An 18,400-nucleotide genomic window follows, 5' to 3' on the forward strand; every position below is an offset into this window, starting at 1 on the left:
CCCGCCATTATGCCATATCCATCAGCTTACCGGTTTGTTCCTGTAACCAATTGAATAACGCGCGCTCTTGCGTGGTCACGGACTCAGCTTGTTGGTGCAAATAGCTGGTGGCAAAATGTTTGGGATCGTTAATGACTTGATCGATGAATGGATACAAATACCCTAATTCAAAGCGCAACGTCTCAACAGTCGCTTTCATCAACTCCGGATCATTTAACCCGATTTGGCGCTGGATCTGATCCAACACCGCCAAAAGTGTCGGATCACTTAAAACGCCTGGCAACTCGCTAGGCACCACCGCTTGTTGCGTGTGATAGCCTAACACTTCAACTTGGCGATCATCACCCACTGCCGTCAATGCATCCAGCAAGCTGATACGCACGGCTGGGTGCACATCAGCATCGACCAAGTTAGTGGCTGCCGCCGACATCAATTGCGCTTTGGGCAAACGCCCAAGGGATTGCAACATGCTTTCTTGTTCATGTGCTGAAAAGCCACCTAAATGCCGCAATTGTTTGGCCAACGTGTCGATCTCTGACGCATGTGCCGCAAGATCTGCAGTTTCAGCCGCTTCAATGCGGGCTTGGATCGCGGCTTTTTGCCCTGGTGCCACATGGTGCAACACCGCCCAAGCAAAGCGGTAATCAGGCAACGCCAATAAGGTATCGTAAATGGTGGTGGTGCCTTTTTCTGAGCTTAAAAAATCTTCCATGAACTCAGATAAGTAAGCGACAGCTTCTTGCGGTTGGTTCAACCCGTTTTGCGCTGCCACCAGCAACTTGGCCACTTCAAAGTCAGGCGCTTCTTTGAAGGCTTTTTCCAAGTGGGCGACGGCACTGGCATAATTTTGGCTATGCAGCGCGCGCGTTCCTAAAATCAAATGCCGGCTCGAGTTGTTTGGCATGGTCACAACTTTTCCCAAAACCCAGTCTCCCTTCAGATAGTACGCAACAGCACCACCAGGCAATGATCTGCTTAGAGGTGCTGTTGGGCGATTATTGGCGCTTGGCGCTGTTTTGGTTGACTTCCATGATCACAGGTAAGATCACCGGACGGCGCTTGGTTTGATCAAATAAGAAATGACTCAGATCATCGCGAACTGCTTGTTTCAAGGTGCTCCAGTCAAATTCTTTGTGGTCGAGATTCTTTTGGACTGAATCCATCACCAACTTGGCGGATTCTTGCAACAAGTCCTTGGAGGTCTTCATATAAACAAACCCGCGTGATTGGATCTTTGGATGCGCGACGACTTTCTTCTTTTTGCGATCGATGGTGACCACTGCAATAAAGATCCCGTCTTCAGCCAACATTTTGCGATCGCGCAACACGATGTTGCCGATATCGCCAACACCGATGCCATCGATCATGGTATTGCCGGCATCTGCATGCCCAGCATTGTGCATTTTGCCTTTTTCAATGGACAAAATGTCACCCATTGCTGGAATGAAAATGTGAGAATAAGGAATCCCGACTTCATGCGCGATTTCAGCATGAGCGGCCAATAAGCGGTATTCACCGATCACTGGCACCACAAACTTAGGCCGCAACAAGTTCAACATCAATTGCAAGTCTTGTTTGTTGGCGTGACCGGAGGCGTGCAAAGTGTCACTGACCGTTTTGACTTCACCACCAGCGCGGTAGATCAAATCTTTAGTACGCGCAGCCATGGTTTCCATTGCATGAGAAATGGTGGTGGTAATAAAGACCAAGTCCCCTTCGTGGATATGGATCAAGCGATGTTTGGAAGTGGCCATGCGTTGCAAGGACTTCAATGGTTCGCCCATGCGCCCAGTTTCTAAGATCACCGTTTGTTCTGGGGCTAATTCTTTCAAGTCTTTAGTCGTGGCCAAAATGTCGCTGTTGGGCAACTTGATATATTTCATCTTAATGGCAGTTTTGACGATTTTTTGCACGTCGCGACCCGTCAACACCACGCGGCGATCATTAGCCGCTGCAGCATCAAGCACTTGTTGGATCCGTTCGATGTTGGACGCCACACCGGCCACAATGATGCGCCCAGTGTGATATTTGAAGGTTTCTTTGATGGTGCCGTAAATTTCGCGTTCAGAAGCATTGGTGTAGGGTGATTCAGCATTGGCGGAATCAGACAACAGCGCCAATACCCGGTTTTCGCCGATATGGGCCAAGCGCGCCAAGTCAGTGCGATACATTGACCGCGCACTTTGGTCAAACTTGAAATCGCCAGTATAGACGATCTGCCCAGCTTGAGTTTGGATATCGATACCCAAACTACCGGGAATACTGTGCGTCGTGCGGAAGAACGATACCGACACATTGCCAAAGTCGATCACAGATTTTTCATCGATCACGTGGAAGTCTTTGAATTTTTTAGCGTCTGGGTGGCTGCTGGTGATCAACTTGGCCAACGCCACTGTTAATTCGCTCCCAAATACTGGCACTGGATGTTCTGCCAAAAAGTAGGGTAACGCCCCGATCGCATCGGCATGGCCGTGGGTCAAAAAGATTCCGGCGATGCGGTCAACATTTTCTTCTAAGTAAGTTAAGTCTGGGATCACAATATCGATCCCTAATAATTCGTTGTCAGGATATTTTAACCCAAAATCGACAACAAAAATTTGATCGTCCACTTCGACAGCATACATGTTCTTACCGTTCTCACGCACACCACCGAGGGCAACCAGATTGATTTTCGTCATGGTTTCACCTCATATTAAATTATCACCGCATTGATTCGCGGTCACGGTTTTTCCTAACAACTAGTGTACCACACCCACATGAGAAAACCTATGCTTGCCCAAGGCTCTTGAAAACTCCAACCAAACGCCACCACTTCCTTGCTTTGCGACATGAAAAAAGCCCCAAACGTTACCTCCAAAAATTGGCGGCAACGCTGGGACATGATTTCCTTGCTTATTTCTGCTTGGCAAATGCCTGCCACTTTGGCACCATTTGCCACAACACGACTGCCGCAATCAGTACCAACACTGTCGCAACACCCATTGCCCAGTGCATGCCAGAAATAAACCACTGCGGATGACTGGCTGGAAACGTCACGACGCGCTGATTGGCAATGGCACTCATTTGCGCAAACAAAATCGTCGTGGTCACACTTGTGCCTGCGACCATGCCAAGATTGCGCGCCAACGCATTGAAACTGCCAGCCACGCCGAGTTGCGCTTTTGGCACCACTGACATCACCAAGTCTCCGATCGGGGATTGGAAGATCCCACCGCCGATCCCTAATAATACGGTGATCCCAATAAATACCCATAACGGACTGCTTAACGTCAAAAACCAATACGCGCCACTGCCAATACCCACGATTGCCACGCCGACTAACGCCACGACTGCCACGTTCAACTTATCTGCTAATATCCCACCAAGCGGCGCGCAAAACACCATCATCAGCGGATACAGCGTCAACAAAGCGCCCGCTACACCAGGCGTCAAATGCAGCGCATCTTCCAAGTAAAACGGCATCAACACGGTGGTGAAAAACTGCGCCATAAACACCAAAAATACCGTCAAAACGCCAAGGGTGAAGATCTGATTGTGAAAAATCGTCAACGCCAATAGCGGCACGTCAGTATGCGCCTCACGCCAGAAAAACCCGCCTAAAGCGACGATTGCCACCAATAACGACCCCCAAACCAGCGGGGCGCCAAACCCATCTGTTTGACTGAGATTCAGCCCCCAAAACCCAGCGGCGATCGCTAAGCCTTGTAGTAGCGCCCCTAACCAATCAAAGCGCTGCGGCATCCCCACACCATTGCCCATGGCCCAAAGTGCTAACGCTAACGCCACCAACCCAAATGGCACATTGATCCAAAACAACACCGGCCATTGCGCCACTGACAACACCAAGCCCCCGACTGCTGGGCCAGCGACGCTACCTAATGCCACGAATGTGCCGACAAACCCCATTGCCTTGCCGCGCTCTTGGGCGTCAAAGCTTGACGTCACAATGCCATAAGTGTTGGCCAAAGTCATCGCCGCACCAGTGACTTGTACCATGCGCGCAAAGATCAAAAAGCCAAACCCCAAATCAATCCCCGCCAGCATCGAGCCCATGATAAAGCCCCCAGTACCCCATTTAAAGATGCGTGGTTTGCCGATCACATCCCCGAGTTTGCCAAACGGCAGCAACAGCGCGCTGAGCACGATCAAATAAACTGACGTCGCCCAAACCATCCGGCTGGCAGGCACGGCCAAGCTTTTGGCCATCACAGGCACAGCGATGTTCACTACTGAGCCATCCAAGTTCGTCATAAACGCGAAAAATCCCAGTGCGGTCAACGCCCACCAACGCCTTGCGTGTGCGATTTCCATGCCAATTCCTTCTTCCTTTCCCCCAAACTTGAGCCCATTATAACAAAGGTCTGGCAAAAAAGCTGAGTTGACACTTGGCGGTCCAATTCAGGGTTTTCGGCACAAAAAAAACACCTAGGAAAAATTTTCCCAGGTGCTGGTTTTTTAAAATTAACGACGCAAGCCTAAAGACTTGATCAAGTCACGGTAACGGGTGATGTCTTTGTTGCGCAAGTAGCGTAACAAGTTACGACGTTGGCCGATCTTCTTCATCAAACCAACATATGAATGATGATCTTTATGATGCACATCCAAGTGATCGTTTAAAGCCAAGATGTCAGCAGTCAAAACGGCGATTTGGACTTCTGGTGAGCCAGTGTCGCCTTCGTGACGGGCATACTTTGCGATGATTTCGTTCTTTTGCGTTTGTGAAATAGCCATGAGTTATTTCCACCTTTCAATTATAATTGCCTGAGACTGAGAATTGCGCGGTGAACCGCAAAGCTAAGTGACAGGTTCAAAAGTACTTGTTAACTTTACAAGACTGCTGCGCAGAATGCAAGTTTTTTCCGCGATGCGACTGGGAAAAATGGTATCAAGCAATTTTCCTTTACGGTTTGTGTTGCAATGCTTTCTAGGCTTGGGTATAATGTTTGCTGTTGAAGCAAAAACCATGGTATCAACTAATAAACTCCGGAGGTGAACCTCATGCCACAAATCAAATCTGCTATCAAGCGTGTGAAGACTCAAGAAGCTTCACGCCAAGCTAACGCAGCGCAATCCAGCGCTTTGCGTAGCACGATCAAGAAGTTCAAGGCTGCCCAAGCAAATGGTGCTGACAACGCTGCTGACTTACTTAAAGAAGCAACGCGCGCCATCGATAAGGCCGAAACCAAGGGCTTGATCCACAAAAACAAAGCCGGCCGCGATAAGAGCCGTCTTTCCGCATTACTGAACAAGTAATCCGGATGCTTCGCTTCGGCGGAGCTTTTTTATTGCCAAAAATGCGACCCCACTTCTCAGTGCGGTCGCATTTTTTTAGGTGCGGCTAGCGGCGTATTGTAACACAAATAACTCAAACGCCAATTCTTTGTTCACTTGGCCGGTTTTCATGTTCGCTTCAGTATCGACCAAGCCCAAATACGCTTGGCGCAACGCCGTCGGATCCAAATGTCCCGCACTGCGCCAAGCCAATTTCACCCGGTAAGGATGGACTTTAAGCGTTTGGGCCACACTGCCTTGACTGTAGCCTTTTTTGGCGAGGATCTGCACTTGCAGCAACAAGCGAAATTGGCTGATCAATAAGGAATTTAAGCGGATCGGTTCTTCTTTTTGTAATAACAAGTCGCGGTAGATACTCAGCGCTTGGGTGACATTTTTGGCCAGCACGGCACTGACCAGATCAAATACCCGATCAGATAACTGCTTTGGCACCAGTTGCGAGACTGCCTCAGCGTCTAGCGTGGCCCCATTGGCCGCATACAAAGCCAACTTAGGCAATTGCGCCATCATCACTGAGTAATCGGCGTTACTGCGCTGTGCCAATGTCGCAATGCCATCTGGGGTGACGGTGATTTTTTGTTGGCGCAAGGCATTGGCGACAGCCGTTTTGGCTGCCCGCTCATCTAGTGGTGTCAGATCCACGATCACCGCAGACTTTTTCAACGCTTTAGTCAAGCGCTTGCGCTCATCTAACTTGGCATAAGGCGCCACTAATACCATGATCGTCGACGCTACTGGGGCTTTGAAATAAGCCGTCAAAGCGTCCAGGTCATGCACGATCTTGCCAGCGGCTTTTTCGCCAGTTAAGAAATACGGGTCTTGGATGACCACTTCGCGATAGTCACCAAAAAAAGGCGGTGACGCCGCGTCATCTAATGCCACTGCCACCGGCGTTTGGCGCATATCATAAGTGGCAAAATTCATCGTCATTTCCGCTTCCGGGATCAAGGCTTTCAAGACGGATAAGGCTTGTTGTTGCAGGGCTGATTCCGTGCCTAATAACACCACCAGCGGCGGTTGATGAGCGGCTAAACTTTGCACAAATTCAGGGACTTGCATGCCCGTCCTCCTTTAAAAATTGATGCAGCTGGCCATTTTGGACCCAAATCATCCCACTAGTCGCGGTGTTGAACCAAGGATCACCGGCAGCTTCTAGCGTGGCGATGGTTTGTGGCGTGGGATGGCCGTAACGATTGTTGACGCCAGCTGAGATCAACGCGGCTTTGAGGTGCCATTGGGCGATAAAAGCGGGACTGGAGCTGGTACTTGAGCCGTGATGGCCAACTTTTAAATAATCGACAGCTAAATGCTGCGGGATCAACTCACGCGTTTCCACGTTGCTATCCGCATCCCCCATCAACAACCAATTGCTGTTATCTATCTTACCATACAGCACGATCGAATCTGCGTTTTTCTCAGTGGCAGTGGCGGCTTTTGGCGCCACCACTTGCATGGTCAATTGCCCCGCTTTGACCGTATCGCCAGCTAATACCGTTTGCCATCGGCTGACTTGGCCTTGGGCAGCTTTTTGGATCACCGGCTGATCAACGGCCAAAGGCGTTGAAACCAAGGTCTTCACCGGGAGCTGTTTCGTCAACACCGCCGCGTCGCCTACATGATCGGCGTCAGCATGCGTCAACACCAAAGTATCCAAGTGGTTATAACCGCGCGCATATAAATAATTGACGATCACCCGTAGCGCTGGCGGATTGGCGCTGGTGCCAAAAAGACGCCCGCCAGTATCGATCAACATCGTGCCTGAGCGGTTCGCCCCTTCGATCAAAATCGCATCCCCTTGCCCCACATCAAAAACGATCACCCGACTTTGCGGATGCCAGTTCGCCCCAATATAAGCCAAGCCTAACCACACGATGAAATATCGCAAGCGATGACGGGCCGTGCTAAGCAAAAAAATCACCACCCCAACGATCGCCCAAGCGGCAGGCACTGCCCCAAAGACGACTAAGCCTGGCAAATTTGCCAACCTTGACAAGCCGCTTTCGCCTTGCGTCAGCGCCCACTCTAACCCGTTGGTCAATCCAGTATGCGGCAAGATCACCACCACGACTAACAGCGGCATCACCGCCAGTTCAAATATCGGCATCAACAGCCAGTTGAACCAGCCACTGAGCAAATGGATGCGATAGGTTTGGGCCACGACCACTGGCATGCTGGTCCCAACTAAGCGCCACGCCAATTGCCATGCCGGCATTTCCGGCAACAACATCAACACCCCAGTCAATAAATAAGTCAACTGGCCGCCAAAGGTGTGCAACACCAGCGGCCGCCACAGCAAATTACCGGCTAATACCAGCGCAAAAACATCAATAGTGCCAAGATTCAAATGCAAGCGACTGTTGATCCCCAAACCCACCCGCATCCACACTGCGCGCAAAATGCCAGCACCTGGCGGAATCAAAATCAACAGTGCCGGTAAGGTGACGATCAACGCCCAATCGATAGCTCCTTTGGGGATGCGCAACCGATCGCTTAACCAATAGATCGCCCCGATCATGGCAAACAAATGCACTCCAGAAACCGAAAATAAATGAAAGATCCCCAGCGCGATAAAGGTTTGCCGCATGCCGTCAGCATCCCCATCCACTTGACCCAACAACAAACCTTTGGCATAGCGGCTGACGTGTGGTGGCAAGCTGGCGATATGGCGCACTAACTTGGCGCGCAATCCAAACAATTTTTCCCCCAAAGTCTGAGCTGGGCGTACTTGCCAAACTAGGCTTTCAGTCGGTTGTTGAAACGCCTGATGAGTTTGCGCCCAGGCATAATTGGCATAATCAAATTCATATTGATTGCGCGCCTTAGTCAACGGCTCTGGCGCTTTGGTTACCGTGACGATCACTGGATCGACTAACTGCCGCAATTGATCCGCCACCGCTGGGGTAACATTGGCACTGCCAGCAGTCACCACCCCATTGCTTGCCGTGCCGGTGTAGCGCACAAAGGTGTCAGTGATTGTCCAGCTAGTCGGCATCACCAAAATTTGGCCTTGAGGCAGAAGTGGCGCCTGTTGCACCTGCTGTTCGTGATACCCCACCAACCCGCCACCAAGTAGGGCCACCACTAACCACCAGCCCACTAGTGGCCAGGTTTTGTATCCAGTCCAGCCAAGCAGTGGGATGGCGACCCAAGCTGGCCCGACAAAAATCAAAATACCCGCTAAAAAACCGGCGGCAAGCGGCCAAATACGCCCATTCATGGCCCCACCGTCACAAATGGGGCTAATTTTTCAAAAGTTTTATCCCCGATACCAGACACTGACTTCAAGTCATCGATGGTTTGAAAACCGCCATTGGCATCACGGTAAGCGATAATATCTTCGGCTTTTTTGGGCCCGATGCCACTTAGCGTTTGCAACTCTTCTAAAGAAGCGGTATTCAAATTCACCAACGCCTCGCTGCCGCTAGGACTCCCCACTGGTCCGCCAGGTGCTTGCGGCGCTGCAGGTGTGGCAGTAGGCGTTTGGCCGATCACTGGGATCAACAGACTTTCTTGATCATGGGCGATAGCCGCCAGATTGATCGCTGCGACATCAGCATTTGCCGCCAACCCACCCGCAGCTTTCACCACCGCATCCCAGCGCGTGGTGGTGCCATCCACTGGATAAAGTCCAGGATGGACCACTGCCCCTTTGATCTCGACATAACCAGCTTGCGCGACGCGACTAGCGCTGGCATTTTGCGGCACACTGGATGACGTGCTGGCAGCCGCTACACTGGCAGATTCGGCCACTGGCGCCAGATCATTACCGGTAGGAGCACTTTGCCCTTGCCACCAAATAAAGCCAATGCCGCCTAATGCCAACAACGCGATGACGCCATATTGTTTCGCCCAAAGCTTAAGTTGTTCCATCGCCGATCCCTCCTTACTAATAAATTTTGCAAAAGCAGGTGGGTTTGATACAGCACTCAGTAAATTTTAATCAAAAAAATCACGTCATCTCTTTGAGCAAAGATGACGTGACTGTCAATTAACGGGTTTGCAAGTAGGTTAAGGCGTCTTGCAACGTGTGCACCGGAACGATCTTCATCGTACTGTGCAATTGTTCAGCAGTTTTTTTAGCGACTGCATAGTTATTTTGATAATTTGGATCAAGCTTCAACAGCTTTTTAGTCGGCGGATCATTAGGCGCAAAAAACACTTTAGCATGTTCTTTATTGGCCATATAAACTTTCTTATCGATCCCGCCGATCTGACCGACTGTGCCATTGGCATCGATGGTGCCAGTGCCGGCGATATTTTGCCCATGGCGCCAGTTTGAGTGGGTGATCTGCGTGTAAGTTTGCACCGCAAACATCAACCCCGCACTCGGCCCGCCAATGGCCCCGGCATCGATCGAAACTTTAGGGGTCGTGGTGGTTTTGGTATTTTCGGTCAAGGTAATGCCGATGCCAGCCTTTTTTGAACCAGGTAGTTGCATCAACTTGCCGCTGGCGTGATGCGTCTGGCCTTTGTGCAAATAAGTCAAGGTGATCTGATCCCCCACTTTGCGCTGTTGGATCGCTTTGACATACGCATCGGCGCTTAGATAGTGTTTGCCATCCAGTTGGGTGATGGTGTCGCCTAACGCAAGCTTGCCTGCAAACGGTGAGCCTTTAAGCACACTCATGACATAAATGCCTAAGTGGTCAATGGTATAAGGCATTTTAGCGGCTTTAAACGCTGCCGCAACGGCATTATCCGCAGCAGACTTAATGTAGTAGCGTTGCAGCTCATCATATTCTTCACTGGAGTCATCCCCCATTAAGTCAGTTTTAGCCTCAACTTCAGAATAAGGCTGCAACTTGGCCCATAACAACACTGCCGGAGTGGCAGGCCCAACGACGCCCACGGTAGTCAGCATGTAGCTGCCTTTATGGGTGTCTTTCATGCCGGCGACTTTAACGTATGGCTTGAGGGATTCAGCAGAACCTGGTACTTCCACATACTTGCCTGTTGGCCAAAAGCAAAACCAACCCAGGGTCACGACCAATACCGCGATCAGTGCCCACCAGCGTTTACGCATGGGCATCCCCACCTAACTTTTGCCGCAGCGCGGCGGCGATATTGGCTGGGACCATTTGCGATACATCCGCGCCGAAGCTGGCCACTTCTTTGACCATGCTAGACGACAAGTTGCGGTATTTGGGGTCAGCCAACAAAAATACGGTTTCGACTTGCGGGGCCAATTGGGTGTTGATGGTTGCCACATCCGCTTCGTAATCAAAATCCCGCGAGCTGCGCAAACCACGCACCATGTATGTGGCGCCAAGCGACTGGGCAAAAGCCACAGTCAATTGATGCGGCAGCGCCACCACGTTGACATTTGGCAGATCTGCTACCGCCGCTTTGATCAGCGCCTGCTTTTCATCAGCACCAAATAGCGGGTGTTTGTTGCTATTGGTCATACAAGCGATGGTCACTTCATCAAACAGGGCCGCGGCGCGTTTGACCGTATCCAAGTGGCCATTGGTAAACGGATCAAAACTCCCTGGAAAAATGGCTTTGCGACTCATTTTGCCACCGCCTTTTGTAAAATCAGCACTTGCGCGACGCCGTAAGTTTGATGGCGCAAAATATCATAACCGGCAATACTTTCAGGGTACTTGAGATCCAAGCCGGTTTCTAACAACACCATGCCATCAGGCGCCAACAAGTCCAACGTCAAAAAGTCGTTGAGCTGATCCAACACCGCTTGTTTGGCATAAGGCGGATCCGCCATGATCAAATCAAAATGATGCCCAGCCAAATTCTTCATCGCCTTATCCACTGGCGCTTTGATCACAGTGAAGCGATCGGCGGCATGGGTTTTGTCGAGGTTTTGGTGGATGGTTTTGATTGCCGCATATTGGCGATCGACTAACGTGCCATGCGCCATTCCGCGAGACACGGCTTCGATCCCTAACGCGCCAGTGCCAGCGTATAGATCTAAGACTTCACCGCCGTCAAAGAAAGGCCCGATCATGTTGAACATCGACTCTTTGACTTTATCAGCAGTGGGCCGCGTCAAGTTGCCAGGCACTGCTTCAAGCTTCAACCCGCGAAAGGCTCCGGTGATCACGCGCATTAGGCTTCCTCCTGGACAGCTTTTTTCAGCCGATTCATCGCAGTATCTGCATCTGGTCCATATTCAGTGGCGATTTCTGGGCGCATCGACACTTGCGTCGCCCGCACAAAGCGCAACTTTTGCAACTTGGCTTGCGTGGCGTCGACTTGGTCTTGATCCAAATACAAATACACATATTTCATTTTCTTTGAGACATACATCACAGTGCCGTAATGGCGCAAAGCGCGGATCTGTTTGAGCGAATAGACCCACACCACTAAGCCGACACGTTTGGTGACTGCCAACATATTTTTCACCTGCTTAATCTTTAGCGACGGGTTTCAAGACTGCCAACAGTTCATGGCTTTGTACCAAGTCGCCAGCTTCCACATACAAATGCTCGATGCGACCAGTAAATGGCGCATGCACCGTGGTTTCCATCTTCATGGCTTCCGTGACGAACAAGTCGTCACCAGCTTCAACAGTTTGACCACTTTCAACGGCGATGGATACGATGCGACCACCCATTGGCGCGCCGATCTGGTTCTTGTTAGTCGGCTCTGCCAGTTGATGGGCGGAAGTAGAGTGTTGGCTCTTGGCATCTTGGACTTGGATCTCTTGTTTTTGCCCGTTGATCGTGAAATACAGCGTCCGCATACCCATCGCGTCAGGTTCACCAATGGCATCCAAGCGCATGATATACATGATCCCAGGACGTACGGCCACATGTACCGTTTCGCCTAAGCGCATGCCTTGGAAATACGTGGGCGAATCCAACGTCGTCACTGGCCCGTATTTGGTGTGGTCTTGTTGATATTTGGCAAACACTTCTGGGTACAAGATCGCTGACAACACATCTTCTGGCTTAGGATCGGTTAACCCATTTTCGATCAATTGTGCCTTCGCCGCTTCAAAATCCACTGGCTTGGCCAAAGAACCTGGACGCACCGTTAAGGGCTTTTGACCTTTGAGGATCTTTTCTTGTAACGGATGTGGAAAGCCGCCTGCAGGTTGCCCAAGGTCGCCTTTAAAGAAGCTGACCACAGATTCTGGGAAGTCGATGGTTTCGCCATGATCCAACACATCTGCTGGTGTCAAGTGATTTTGCAACATGAACAACGCCATGTCACCGACCACTTTGGAACTTGGCGTGACTTTGACAATATCGCCAAACAAGTCATTGACTTGTTGATACATTTGCTTAACGGCACCAAAGTCCGACAAGCCCATGGACTTGGCTTGTTGTTGTAAGTTGGAATATTGGCCACCAGGCATTTGTACCGTGTAAATATCCGTCAATGGACCTGAGACCCCATTGGCAAAATCAGCGTAGTACGGGCGAATGCTTTGGAAATAAGAATCCAGTTTTTGCGCGTGATCGATGTCGATCTCAGGTTGGCGTTCAGTATTGGCCAACGCGTAATACAAGGATTCCATTGAAGGTTGGCTAGTGGTACCAGAAAATGCAGACTGCGCCACATCCACAATGTCCACACCTGCATTGACGGCTTGCACATAAGTGGCGACACCGTTACCAGTGGTGTCATGCGTATGCAAATGGATCGGCACGTCGACGGCGTCTTTTAATGCTGAAACTAACGCATAGCCGGCTTCTGGCTTTAATAACCCAGCCATATCCTTGATCGCCAAAATATCCGCGCCGGCATTGACTAATTCTTTAGCCAAGTTGACGTAGTAAGGCAGGTTGTATTTAGGATGGGTGTCCCCTAAAATGTCACCGGTGTAACACAGCGTGGCTTCTGCCAGCTTGCCAGTTTCTTTGACGGCATCAATGGAGTGGGTCAATTGTGGGACCCAGTTCAAAGAATCGAAAATTCTAAAAACATCGATCCCGTCTTTGGCGGCAGTTTGAATGAATTGACGGATCACATTGTCGGGGTAGTTTTGATACCCAACGGCATTACTGCCGCGGAACAACATTTGCAACAACGTATTGGGCATGGCTTTGCGCAATAAGGCCAAGCGATGCCATGGATCTTCTTTCAAGAAGCGATATGCCACATCAAACGTCGCCCCGCCCCACATTTCCATGGAGAACAAATTCGGCAACCCATTGGCCATATCTGGCGCCACCCGCAACATATCTTGGGTGCGCATCCGCGTCGCAAATAAGCTTTGATGTGCATCGCGGAAAGTGGTGTCCGTCAATAAGACTTGTTTGTGGTGTAAGACCCAATCCGTGACTGCTTTTGGGCCTTGGTCTTTCAACAGCTGTGGCAAGCCGCCAGTCGTCGCTGGCCACTGTAAGGGACGTTGTGGGAATTGATGTTGATAATGCCAATCTGGGTAATATTTTTGCTCATGGCGTTCCACACCAGGAAAGCCGTTGACAGTGATCTCGCCCACATAAGCTAATAACTCACTAGAGCGCGAGCGTACTGGCCGCAAGTTGAACAGCTCTGGCGTGTTGTCGATGAAGGTGGTTTCAGCCGCCCCAGCTTGGAAGGTCGGATGATCCAACACATTTTGTAAGAATGGCAAATTGGTTTTAACGCCAGTGATGCGATATTCACGCAAGGCGCGTTGCATTTTGCGCACTGCGCCGCCAAACGTCGCCGAATGCACTGAAGTTTTGACCAATAAGGAATCAAAATAAGGCGAAACCACTGCCCCGGCATACGCATTGCCGACATCCAAGCGCACCCCTAAGCCACCTGGCGAGCGGTAAGTGGAAATAGTGCCAGTATCTGGCATGAAGTTGTTGGCTGGGTCCTCAGTGGTGATCCGGCATTGGATCGCCGCGCCGCGGAAGGTGATGTCTTTTTGTTGTGGAAAATGTAGATCTTTGTAGAGATCTGCGCCGTCTGCCACCCGCAGTTGCGATTGGACAATATCGGCGTCAGTGATCAATTCCGTGATGGTATGTTCGACTTGGACACGTGGGTTGACTTCAATGAAGTAGAAGTTTGACCCTTCAACTAAAAATTCAACCGTCCCAGCATTTTCGTAATGCAGCGAGCTCATCAATTGCACCGCGGCATCACAAATTTGTTGCCGTAATGCGATCGGCAAACCGATTGCTGGGGCAATTTCGATGACTTTTTGATTGCGGCGTTGCACGGAACAATCGCGTTCAAACAAATGGATCAAATGCCCGTGTTGATCGCCTAATACTTGCACTTCGATATGCTTGGCGGATTTAATGTACTTTTCAACATACATCCGGTCGTCGCCAAAACTGGCTTTGGCTTCATTGACCGCGTTTTGGTAAACTTCGCGCAATTCACTTTCAGAATGTACGATGCGCATCCCTTTGCCACCGCCACCACTAGCCGCTTTAAGCATTACTGGGAAGCCGTGTTTTTGGGTGAATTCAAGGATCTCATTGAAATCTCGCGTTGGTTCCGGCGTGCCTGGGATCGTCGTCAATCCGGCTTTTTGCGCGGCTTCTTTGGCGGCTACTTTGTCGCCAAAAATATCCAGCAATTCCGAGCGTGGACCAACAAAAGTCAAGCCGGCAGCGCGAACTTTACGAGCGAATTCAGCATTTTCAGATAATAAGCCGTAGCCGGGATGGATCGCATCCGCACCGGATAATTTTGCGATGCGAATAATGTCGTCCATATCCAAATAAGCGGCGATCGGCGCCAATCCAGCCCCTACTTGATAAGCTTCTTGCGCTTTGAAGCGATGGATCGCCAATTCATCTTCTTTGGCAAAGATGCCGACGGTTTTTAAACCGAGTTCTTCAGCCGCGCGGAAGATCCGAATCGCGATCTCCCCACGGTTTGCGACTAACACTTTATGCATGCTTACGCCTCTTTCTTCACTTTTGCGCGCTGTTGTTGCGCACTAATATTTAACATAATGCCGATCGCGGCACTGAGCACTAACATACTCGAGCCCCCGTAGCTGATAAAAGGTAGCGTCACCCCAGTCACTGGGATCAACCCTAAAACTGCCCCAACGTTAAAAACCGTTTGGATCAGCATCATCGTTGCGATCCCATAAGCGATCAACGCTTGATACGTATGTTTGGCCCGCACCCCGAGCAAATAAAAGCGCAGGATCAAATAAAAGATCAACCCGACGACCACCATCGCTCCGATCACCCCAAGTTCTTCGGCGATCACGGCTAAGATGAAGTCAGTGTATGGTTCGGGAATATAACCAAGTTTTTGACTGGAGTTGCCTAAACCGACGCCAAAAAAACCACCATGGGCAATGGCGACCAAGGAGTTCACCACTTGATTGCCTTCAAGCTTGCGCATCGCAAATGGATGCACGGCAGCCAATAAGCGCCGCACCCGATAAGAATGTTGCCAAGCTTTGGGGAACGACACATGGGTCAACACCCAATACCCAGCAAAAAGCAACGCCGCCAACAAGCCGACCCAAGACACGCCATAACGCATTTTGATGCCGCTGGCTGCCAGCATCACCACGGTAATGCCTAAAATGATCGCCGCGCCACCAGTATCAGGTTCGGCAAACACCAAAATGATACAAGCGCCGACTAAAAATAATGGCTGACCAAATTGCTTAAAAGAAAAATCTGGATCTAATAGTGTTTGTTGGCGACTGGAAAACATATGCGCCAAATACACGATCACCGTCATTTTCGCTAATTCAGTCGGCTGGATGTTGATCGGGCCTAATTGGATCCAAGCCGTGGCGCCATTGATCGCGGCGCTGGGCCGGAAATGACTCAACACCGTCAAGTAGATCAATAAGCTGAACGTCACGATCCACAAGAAAAGCTGCGCGCGCGGATGCGTGAACACATCCAACTTGAAGTAATAAAAAAACACAGCGATCAATAATCCCACCAGTACAAACGCTAGCTGTCGGATCATTGCCGACGTTTCCGCTTGCCCATATTGGGTTTTGATCCAGTAGGCGCTGGCAGAATAAACCATCACCACGCCGATCGCGATCAATACAAGGTATGGGACTAAAATGTAATAGTCCAAATAACGCAGCTTCTTCACAACCAAATCGCCCTTTCGTGGCAAAGTTGAATTAATTATATCACATCCCCTTGAAAACGCAGGCGACGAGTCGCAGCTGTGAATCCTCATCATTTTACCATTGTTTTCAGGAAAATTCCGTAAAAATAGCTAAGTTCATGATGATCGTCGCAATTAAATCCGAACTCACCATTGCCAACGGTTGTAGTTGTCAGTTTAAAACCGAACTAATTTCAATTAATTACGATTATTTTAGTTAATATCCGATTTACTTTAACAAGTTGGCTGGCACAGGCAGGCTGAAGGTCGCGTTTGAACTGCTTTTTCAAAAAATATTTTAAAAAGGGGTTGCTTTTTGGTGAGGGAGCGATTAAAGTTAGTTTCAACAAATGGCAATGACGAGATAAGTAAAACGGAATACGTGCAAAGAGAGTCGACGTTTGGTGCAAGTCGATCACGCTGATCGTTTGAAAATGGTCTTCGAGCCAGTGATGTGGCGAACAAGTTGCAAGCCGTGTCCGGGAGCGCCCGTTAAAGCGCTAAGGTATTTATGCTTGTGTGAGCATTCGTACCTGATGAGTGGTCGCTAGTGATAACGATCAAAACAACGGGTGGTAACACGACATGTCGTCCCGGATCCAACTAAAATGTTGGATCCGGGATTTTTTTATCCCCGCGATCAGGCCGGCCAGCCAGCTGCACCACTCCAATACTGCATCACACGCCAAAAAAATCTTATGAGGTGCTTAACATGTCAGAAAACCAATATCGCTTCGAAACCTTACAACTTCACGCCGGCCAAGAAGAACCAGATCCTGCCACCGGCGCTCGGGTCACCCCGATCTATCAAACCGCCAGTTTCGTTTTCAAAGATGCCAAACAAGCTGCCGATCGCTTCGCTTTGCGTGATCCCGGCAACATCTATGGCCGCTTGACCAACTCCACCAACGCCGCTTTAGAAGCGCGTGCTGCAGCCCTTGAAGGCGGCACCGCGGCAATTTCTTTAGCCTCTGGTGCTGCGGCAGTGACGGCTGCCGTCCTTAACGTCACGGAAGCCGGCGACAATATCGTCGCTGCTTCCACACTTTATGGCGGCACAGTTGAATTATTCTCTGAAACCTTAAAGAAATTAGGCATCACCACCACGTTTGTCGACCCTGATGATCCCCAAAACTTTGAAGATGCCATTGATGACCATACCAAAGTGGTGTTCTTCGAATCTTTAGGCAACCCTGCCATCAACATTGTTGATTTTGAAAAAGTCACCGCTTTGGCCCACAAGCATGGCGTGTTGGTGATTGTCGATTCCACTTTTGCCACCCCATATTTGATCCGACCATTTGATTATGGCGTGGATGTGATCGTGCATTCTGCTACCAAGTTTATCGGCGGCCACGGCGCCACATTAGGCGGTTTGGTGATCGAAAATGGCAAATTTGATTATGCCGCCAGCGGTCGCTACCCAGGCTTCACCACCCCTGTGGCATCTTATAACGGGATCATTTGGAAAGACCTTGGTGCGGCAGCCTTCACGACCAAGATCCGCGCAGAACACTTGCGCGACACTGGCGCAACGCTTTCACCACAATCGGCTTGGTACTTACTGCAAGGCTTTGAGACCTTGAGCTTGCGGGTGGAACGCCATGTTGAAAATGCTCGCAAAGTCGTGAAGTTCTTAGAGGACAACCCCAAGGTCGCTTGGGTATCCTACCCAGAAGCTAAGGGCTCCAAGTATGCGGATTTAGCCAAGAAGTATTTTCCTAAAGGCTCAGGTTCCATTTTCACTTTCGGTTTAAAAGCCGGCCGTGATGGGGCGATCACTTTGATCAACCACCTAAAGCTGTTCAGCTTGTTAGCTAACGTCGGTGATGCCAAGTCCTTGATCATCCACCCTGCTTCCACCACCCATGCGCAATTAAGCGACGAACAGCTCAAAGAAGCTGGTATCACCCCTGATTTGATCCGCGTTTCTATCGGGATCGAAAACATTGACGATATCCTCGATGATTTGAAGCAAGCCCTTGAATTCGTCGACTGATTGCCACTGACCAAAAGCGCCAACCCACGTGCCCCCGTGAGTTGGCGCTTTTTTGATGCAACAAAAAAAGCCTTCAGGAAAATTTTCCTGAAGGCT

General features: G+C 50.1%; 14 protein-coding genes, 1 pseudogene and 1 other annotated feature. Of the genes and pseudogenes, 2 read left to right on the top strand and 13 right to left on the bottom strand.

The window, feature by feature from the left end; all coding sequences use genetic code 11:
* Positions 1-7 precede the first annotated feature (7 nt).
* The 4 genes from ACKTSG_RS01775 to rpsO form a co-directional block, all read right to left on the bottom strand.
* On the bottom strand, positions 8-922 hold the full coding sequence (locus tag ACKTSG_RS01775) for a hypothetical protein (protein WP_407891350.1): 915 nt from the start codon (positions 920-922) through the stop codon (positions 8-10).
* Between the two features lie 73 nt (positions 923-995).
* The gene (locus ACKTSG_RS01780; RefSeq protein ID WP_407891352.1) at positions 996-2,678 is read right to left on the bottom strand and encodes a ribonuclease J; all 1,683 of its coding nucleotides are present in this window, start codon (positions 2,676-2,678) and stop codon (positions 996-998) included.
* 214 nt (positions 2,679-2,892) lie between these two features.
* Positions 2,893-4,311 carry an MFS transporter gene (locus ACKTSG_RS01785; protein ID WP_407891354.1) on the bottom strand — a complete coding sequence of 473 codons (1,419 nt, stop codon included), beginning with the start codon at positions 4,309-4,311 and terminating at the stop codon, positions 2,893-2,895.
* Positions 4,312-4,461: 150 nt separating this feature from the next.
* Positions 4,462-4,731: a 30S ribosomal protein S15 gene (rpsO, locus tag ACKTSG_RS01790; protein WP_407891356.1), complete on the bottom strand. Its 270-nt coding sequence runs from the start codon at positions 4,729-4,731 to the stop codon at positions 4,462-4,464.
* 267 nt (positions 4,732-4,998) lie between these two features.
* On the opposite strand from rpsO, the gene rpsT reads away from it, so the two are divergent.
* Positions 4,999-5,253 (top strand): 30S ribosomal protein S20, encoded by a 255-nt coding sequence (rpsT, locus tag ACKTSG_RS01795; RefSeq protein ID WP_407891358.1) that lies wholly within the window; start codon positions 4,999-5,001, stop codon positions 5,251-5,253.
* Positions 5,254-5,328: 75 nt separating this feature from the next.
* On the opposite strand, the gene holA is transcribed toward rpsT, so the two are convergent.
* From holA to ACKTSG_RS01840, 9 genes and pseudogenes are all read right to left on the bottom strand, one after another.
* A complete protein-coding gene (holA, locus tag ACKTSG_RS01800) occupies positions 5,329-6,351 on the bottom strand; it encodes a DNA polymerase III subunit delta (protein WP_407891360.1) in 1,023 nt (340 codons plus the stop codon).
* Positions 6,338-8,509, bottom strand: coding sequence for a ComEC/Rec2 family competence protein (locus tag ACKTSG_RS01805; RefSeq protein WP_407891362.1), 2,172 nt, complete (start codon positions 8,507-8,509; stop codon positions 6,338-6,340). The genes holA and ACKTSG_RS01805 overlap by 14 nt, the downstream gene beginning before the upstream one ends.
* Positions 8,506-9,162, bottom strand: a complete 657-nt coding sequence (locus tag ACKTSG_RS01810) for a helix-hairpin-helix domain-containing protein (RefSeq protein WP_407891363.1) — start codon at positions 9,160-9,162, stop codon at positions 8,506-8,508. Before ACKTSG_RS01810 ends, ACKTSG_RS01805 begins: the two co-directional genes overlap by 4 nt.
* Before the next feature lie 118 nt (positions 9,163-9,280).
* Entirely contained in the window at positions 9,281-10,321 is a 1,041-nt protein-coding gene (locus ACKTSG_RS01815) for a SepM family pheromone-processing serine protease (protein WP_407891365.1), read from the bottom strand.
* On the bottom strand, positions 10,308-10,805 hold the full coding sequence (coaD, locus tag ACKTSG_RS01820; RefSeq protein WP_407891367.1) for a pantetheine-phosphate adenylyltransferase: 498 nt from the start codon (positions 10,803-10,805) through the stop codon (positions 10,308-10,310). Before coaD ends, ACKTSG_RS01815 begins: the two co-directional genes overlap by 14 nt.
* Positions 10,802-11,356, bottom strand: a complete 555-nt coding sequence (gene rsmD / locus ACKTSG_RS01825) for a 16S rRNA (guanine(966)-N(2))-methyltransferase RsmD (protein WP_407891368.1) — start codon at positions 11,354-11,356, stop codon at positions 10,802-10,804. Before rsmD ends, coaD begins: the two co-directional genes overlap by 4 nt.
* Positions 11,357-11,412: 56 nt before the next feature.
* Positions 11,413-11,643 (bottom strand): annotated as a pseudogene (locus ACKTSG_RS01830) (YlbG family protein); the annotation flags it as partial.
* A gap of 13 nt (positions 11,644-11,656) precedes the next feature.
* Complete coding sequence (locus ACKTSG_RS01835) at positions 11,657-15,106, bottom strand: pyruvate carboxylase (protein WP_407891370.1); 3,450 nt, start codon at positions 15,104-15,106, stop codon at positions 11,657-11,659.
* 2 nt (positions 15,107-15,108) lie between these two features.
* Complete coding sequence (locus ACKTSG_RS01840) at positions 15,109-16,287, bottom strand: FtsW/RodA/SpoVE family cell cycle protein (protein WP_407891372.1); 1,179 nt, start codon at positions 16,285-16,287, stop codon at positions 15,109-15,111.
* Positions 16,288-16,652: 365 nt separating this feature from the next.
* Positions 16,653-16,904, top strand: a binding site (T-box leader).
* A gap of 113 nt (positions 16,905-17,017) precedes the next feature.
* Here ACKTSG_RS01840 and ACKTSG_RS01845 point away from each other — a divergent pair.
* Complete coding sequence (locus ACKTSG_RS01845; RefSeq protein WP_407891374.1) at positions 17,018-18,304, top strand: O-acetylhomoserine aminocarboxypropyltransferase/cysteine synthase family protein; 1,287 nt, start codon at positions 17,018-17,020, stop codon at positions 18,302-18,304.
* Positions 18,305-18,400: the final 96 nt, after the last annotated feature.

Source organism: Lacticaseibacillus salsurae, assembly GCF_045862175.1.
GTDB lineage: Bacteria > Bacillota > Bacilli > Lactobacillales > Lactobacillaceae > Lacticaseibacillus > Lacticaseibacillus salsurae.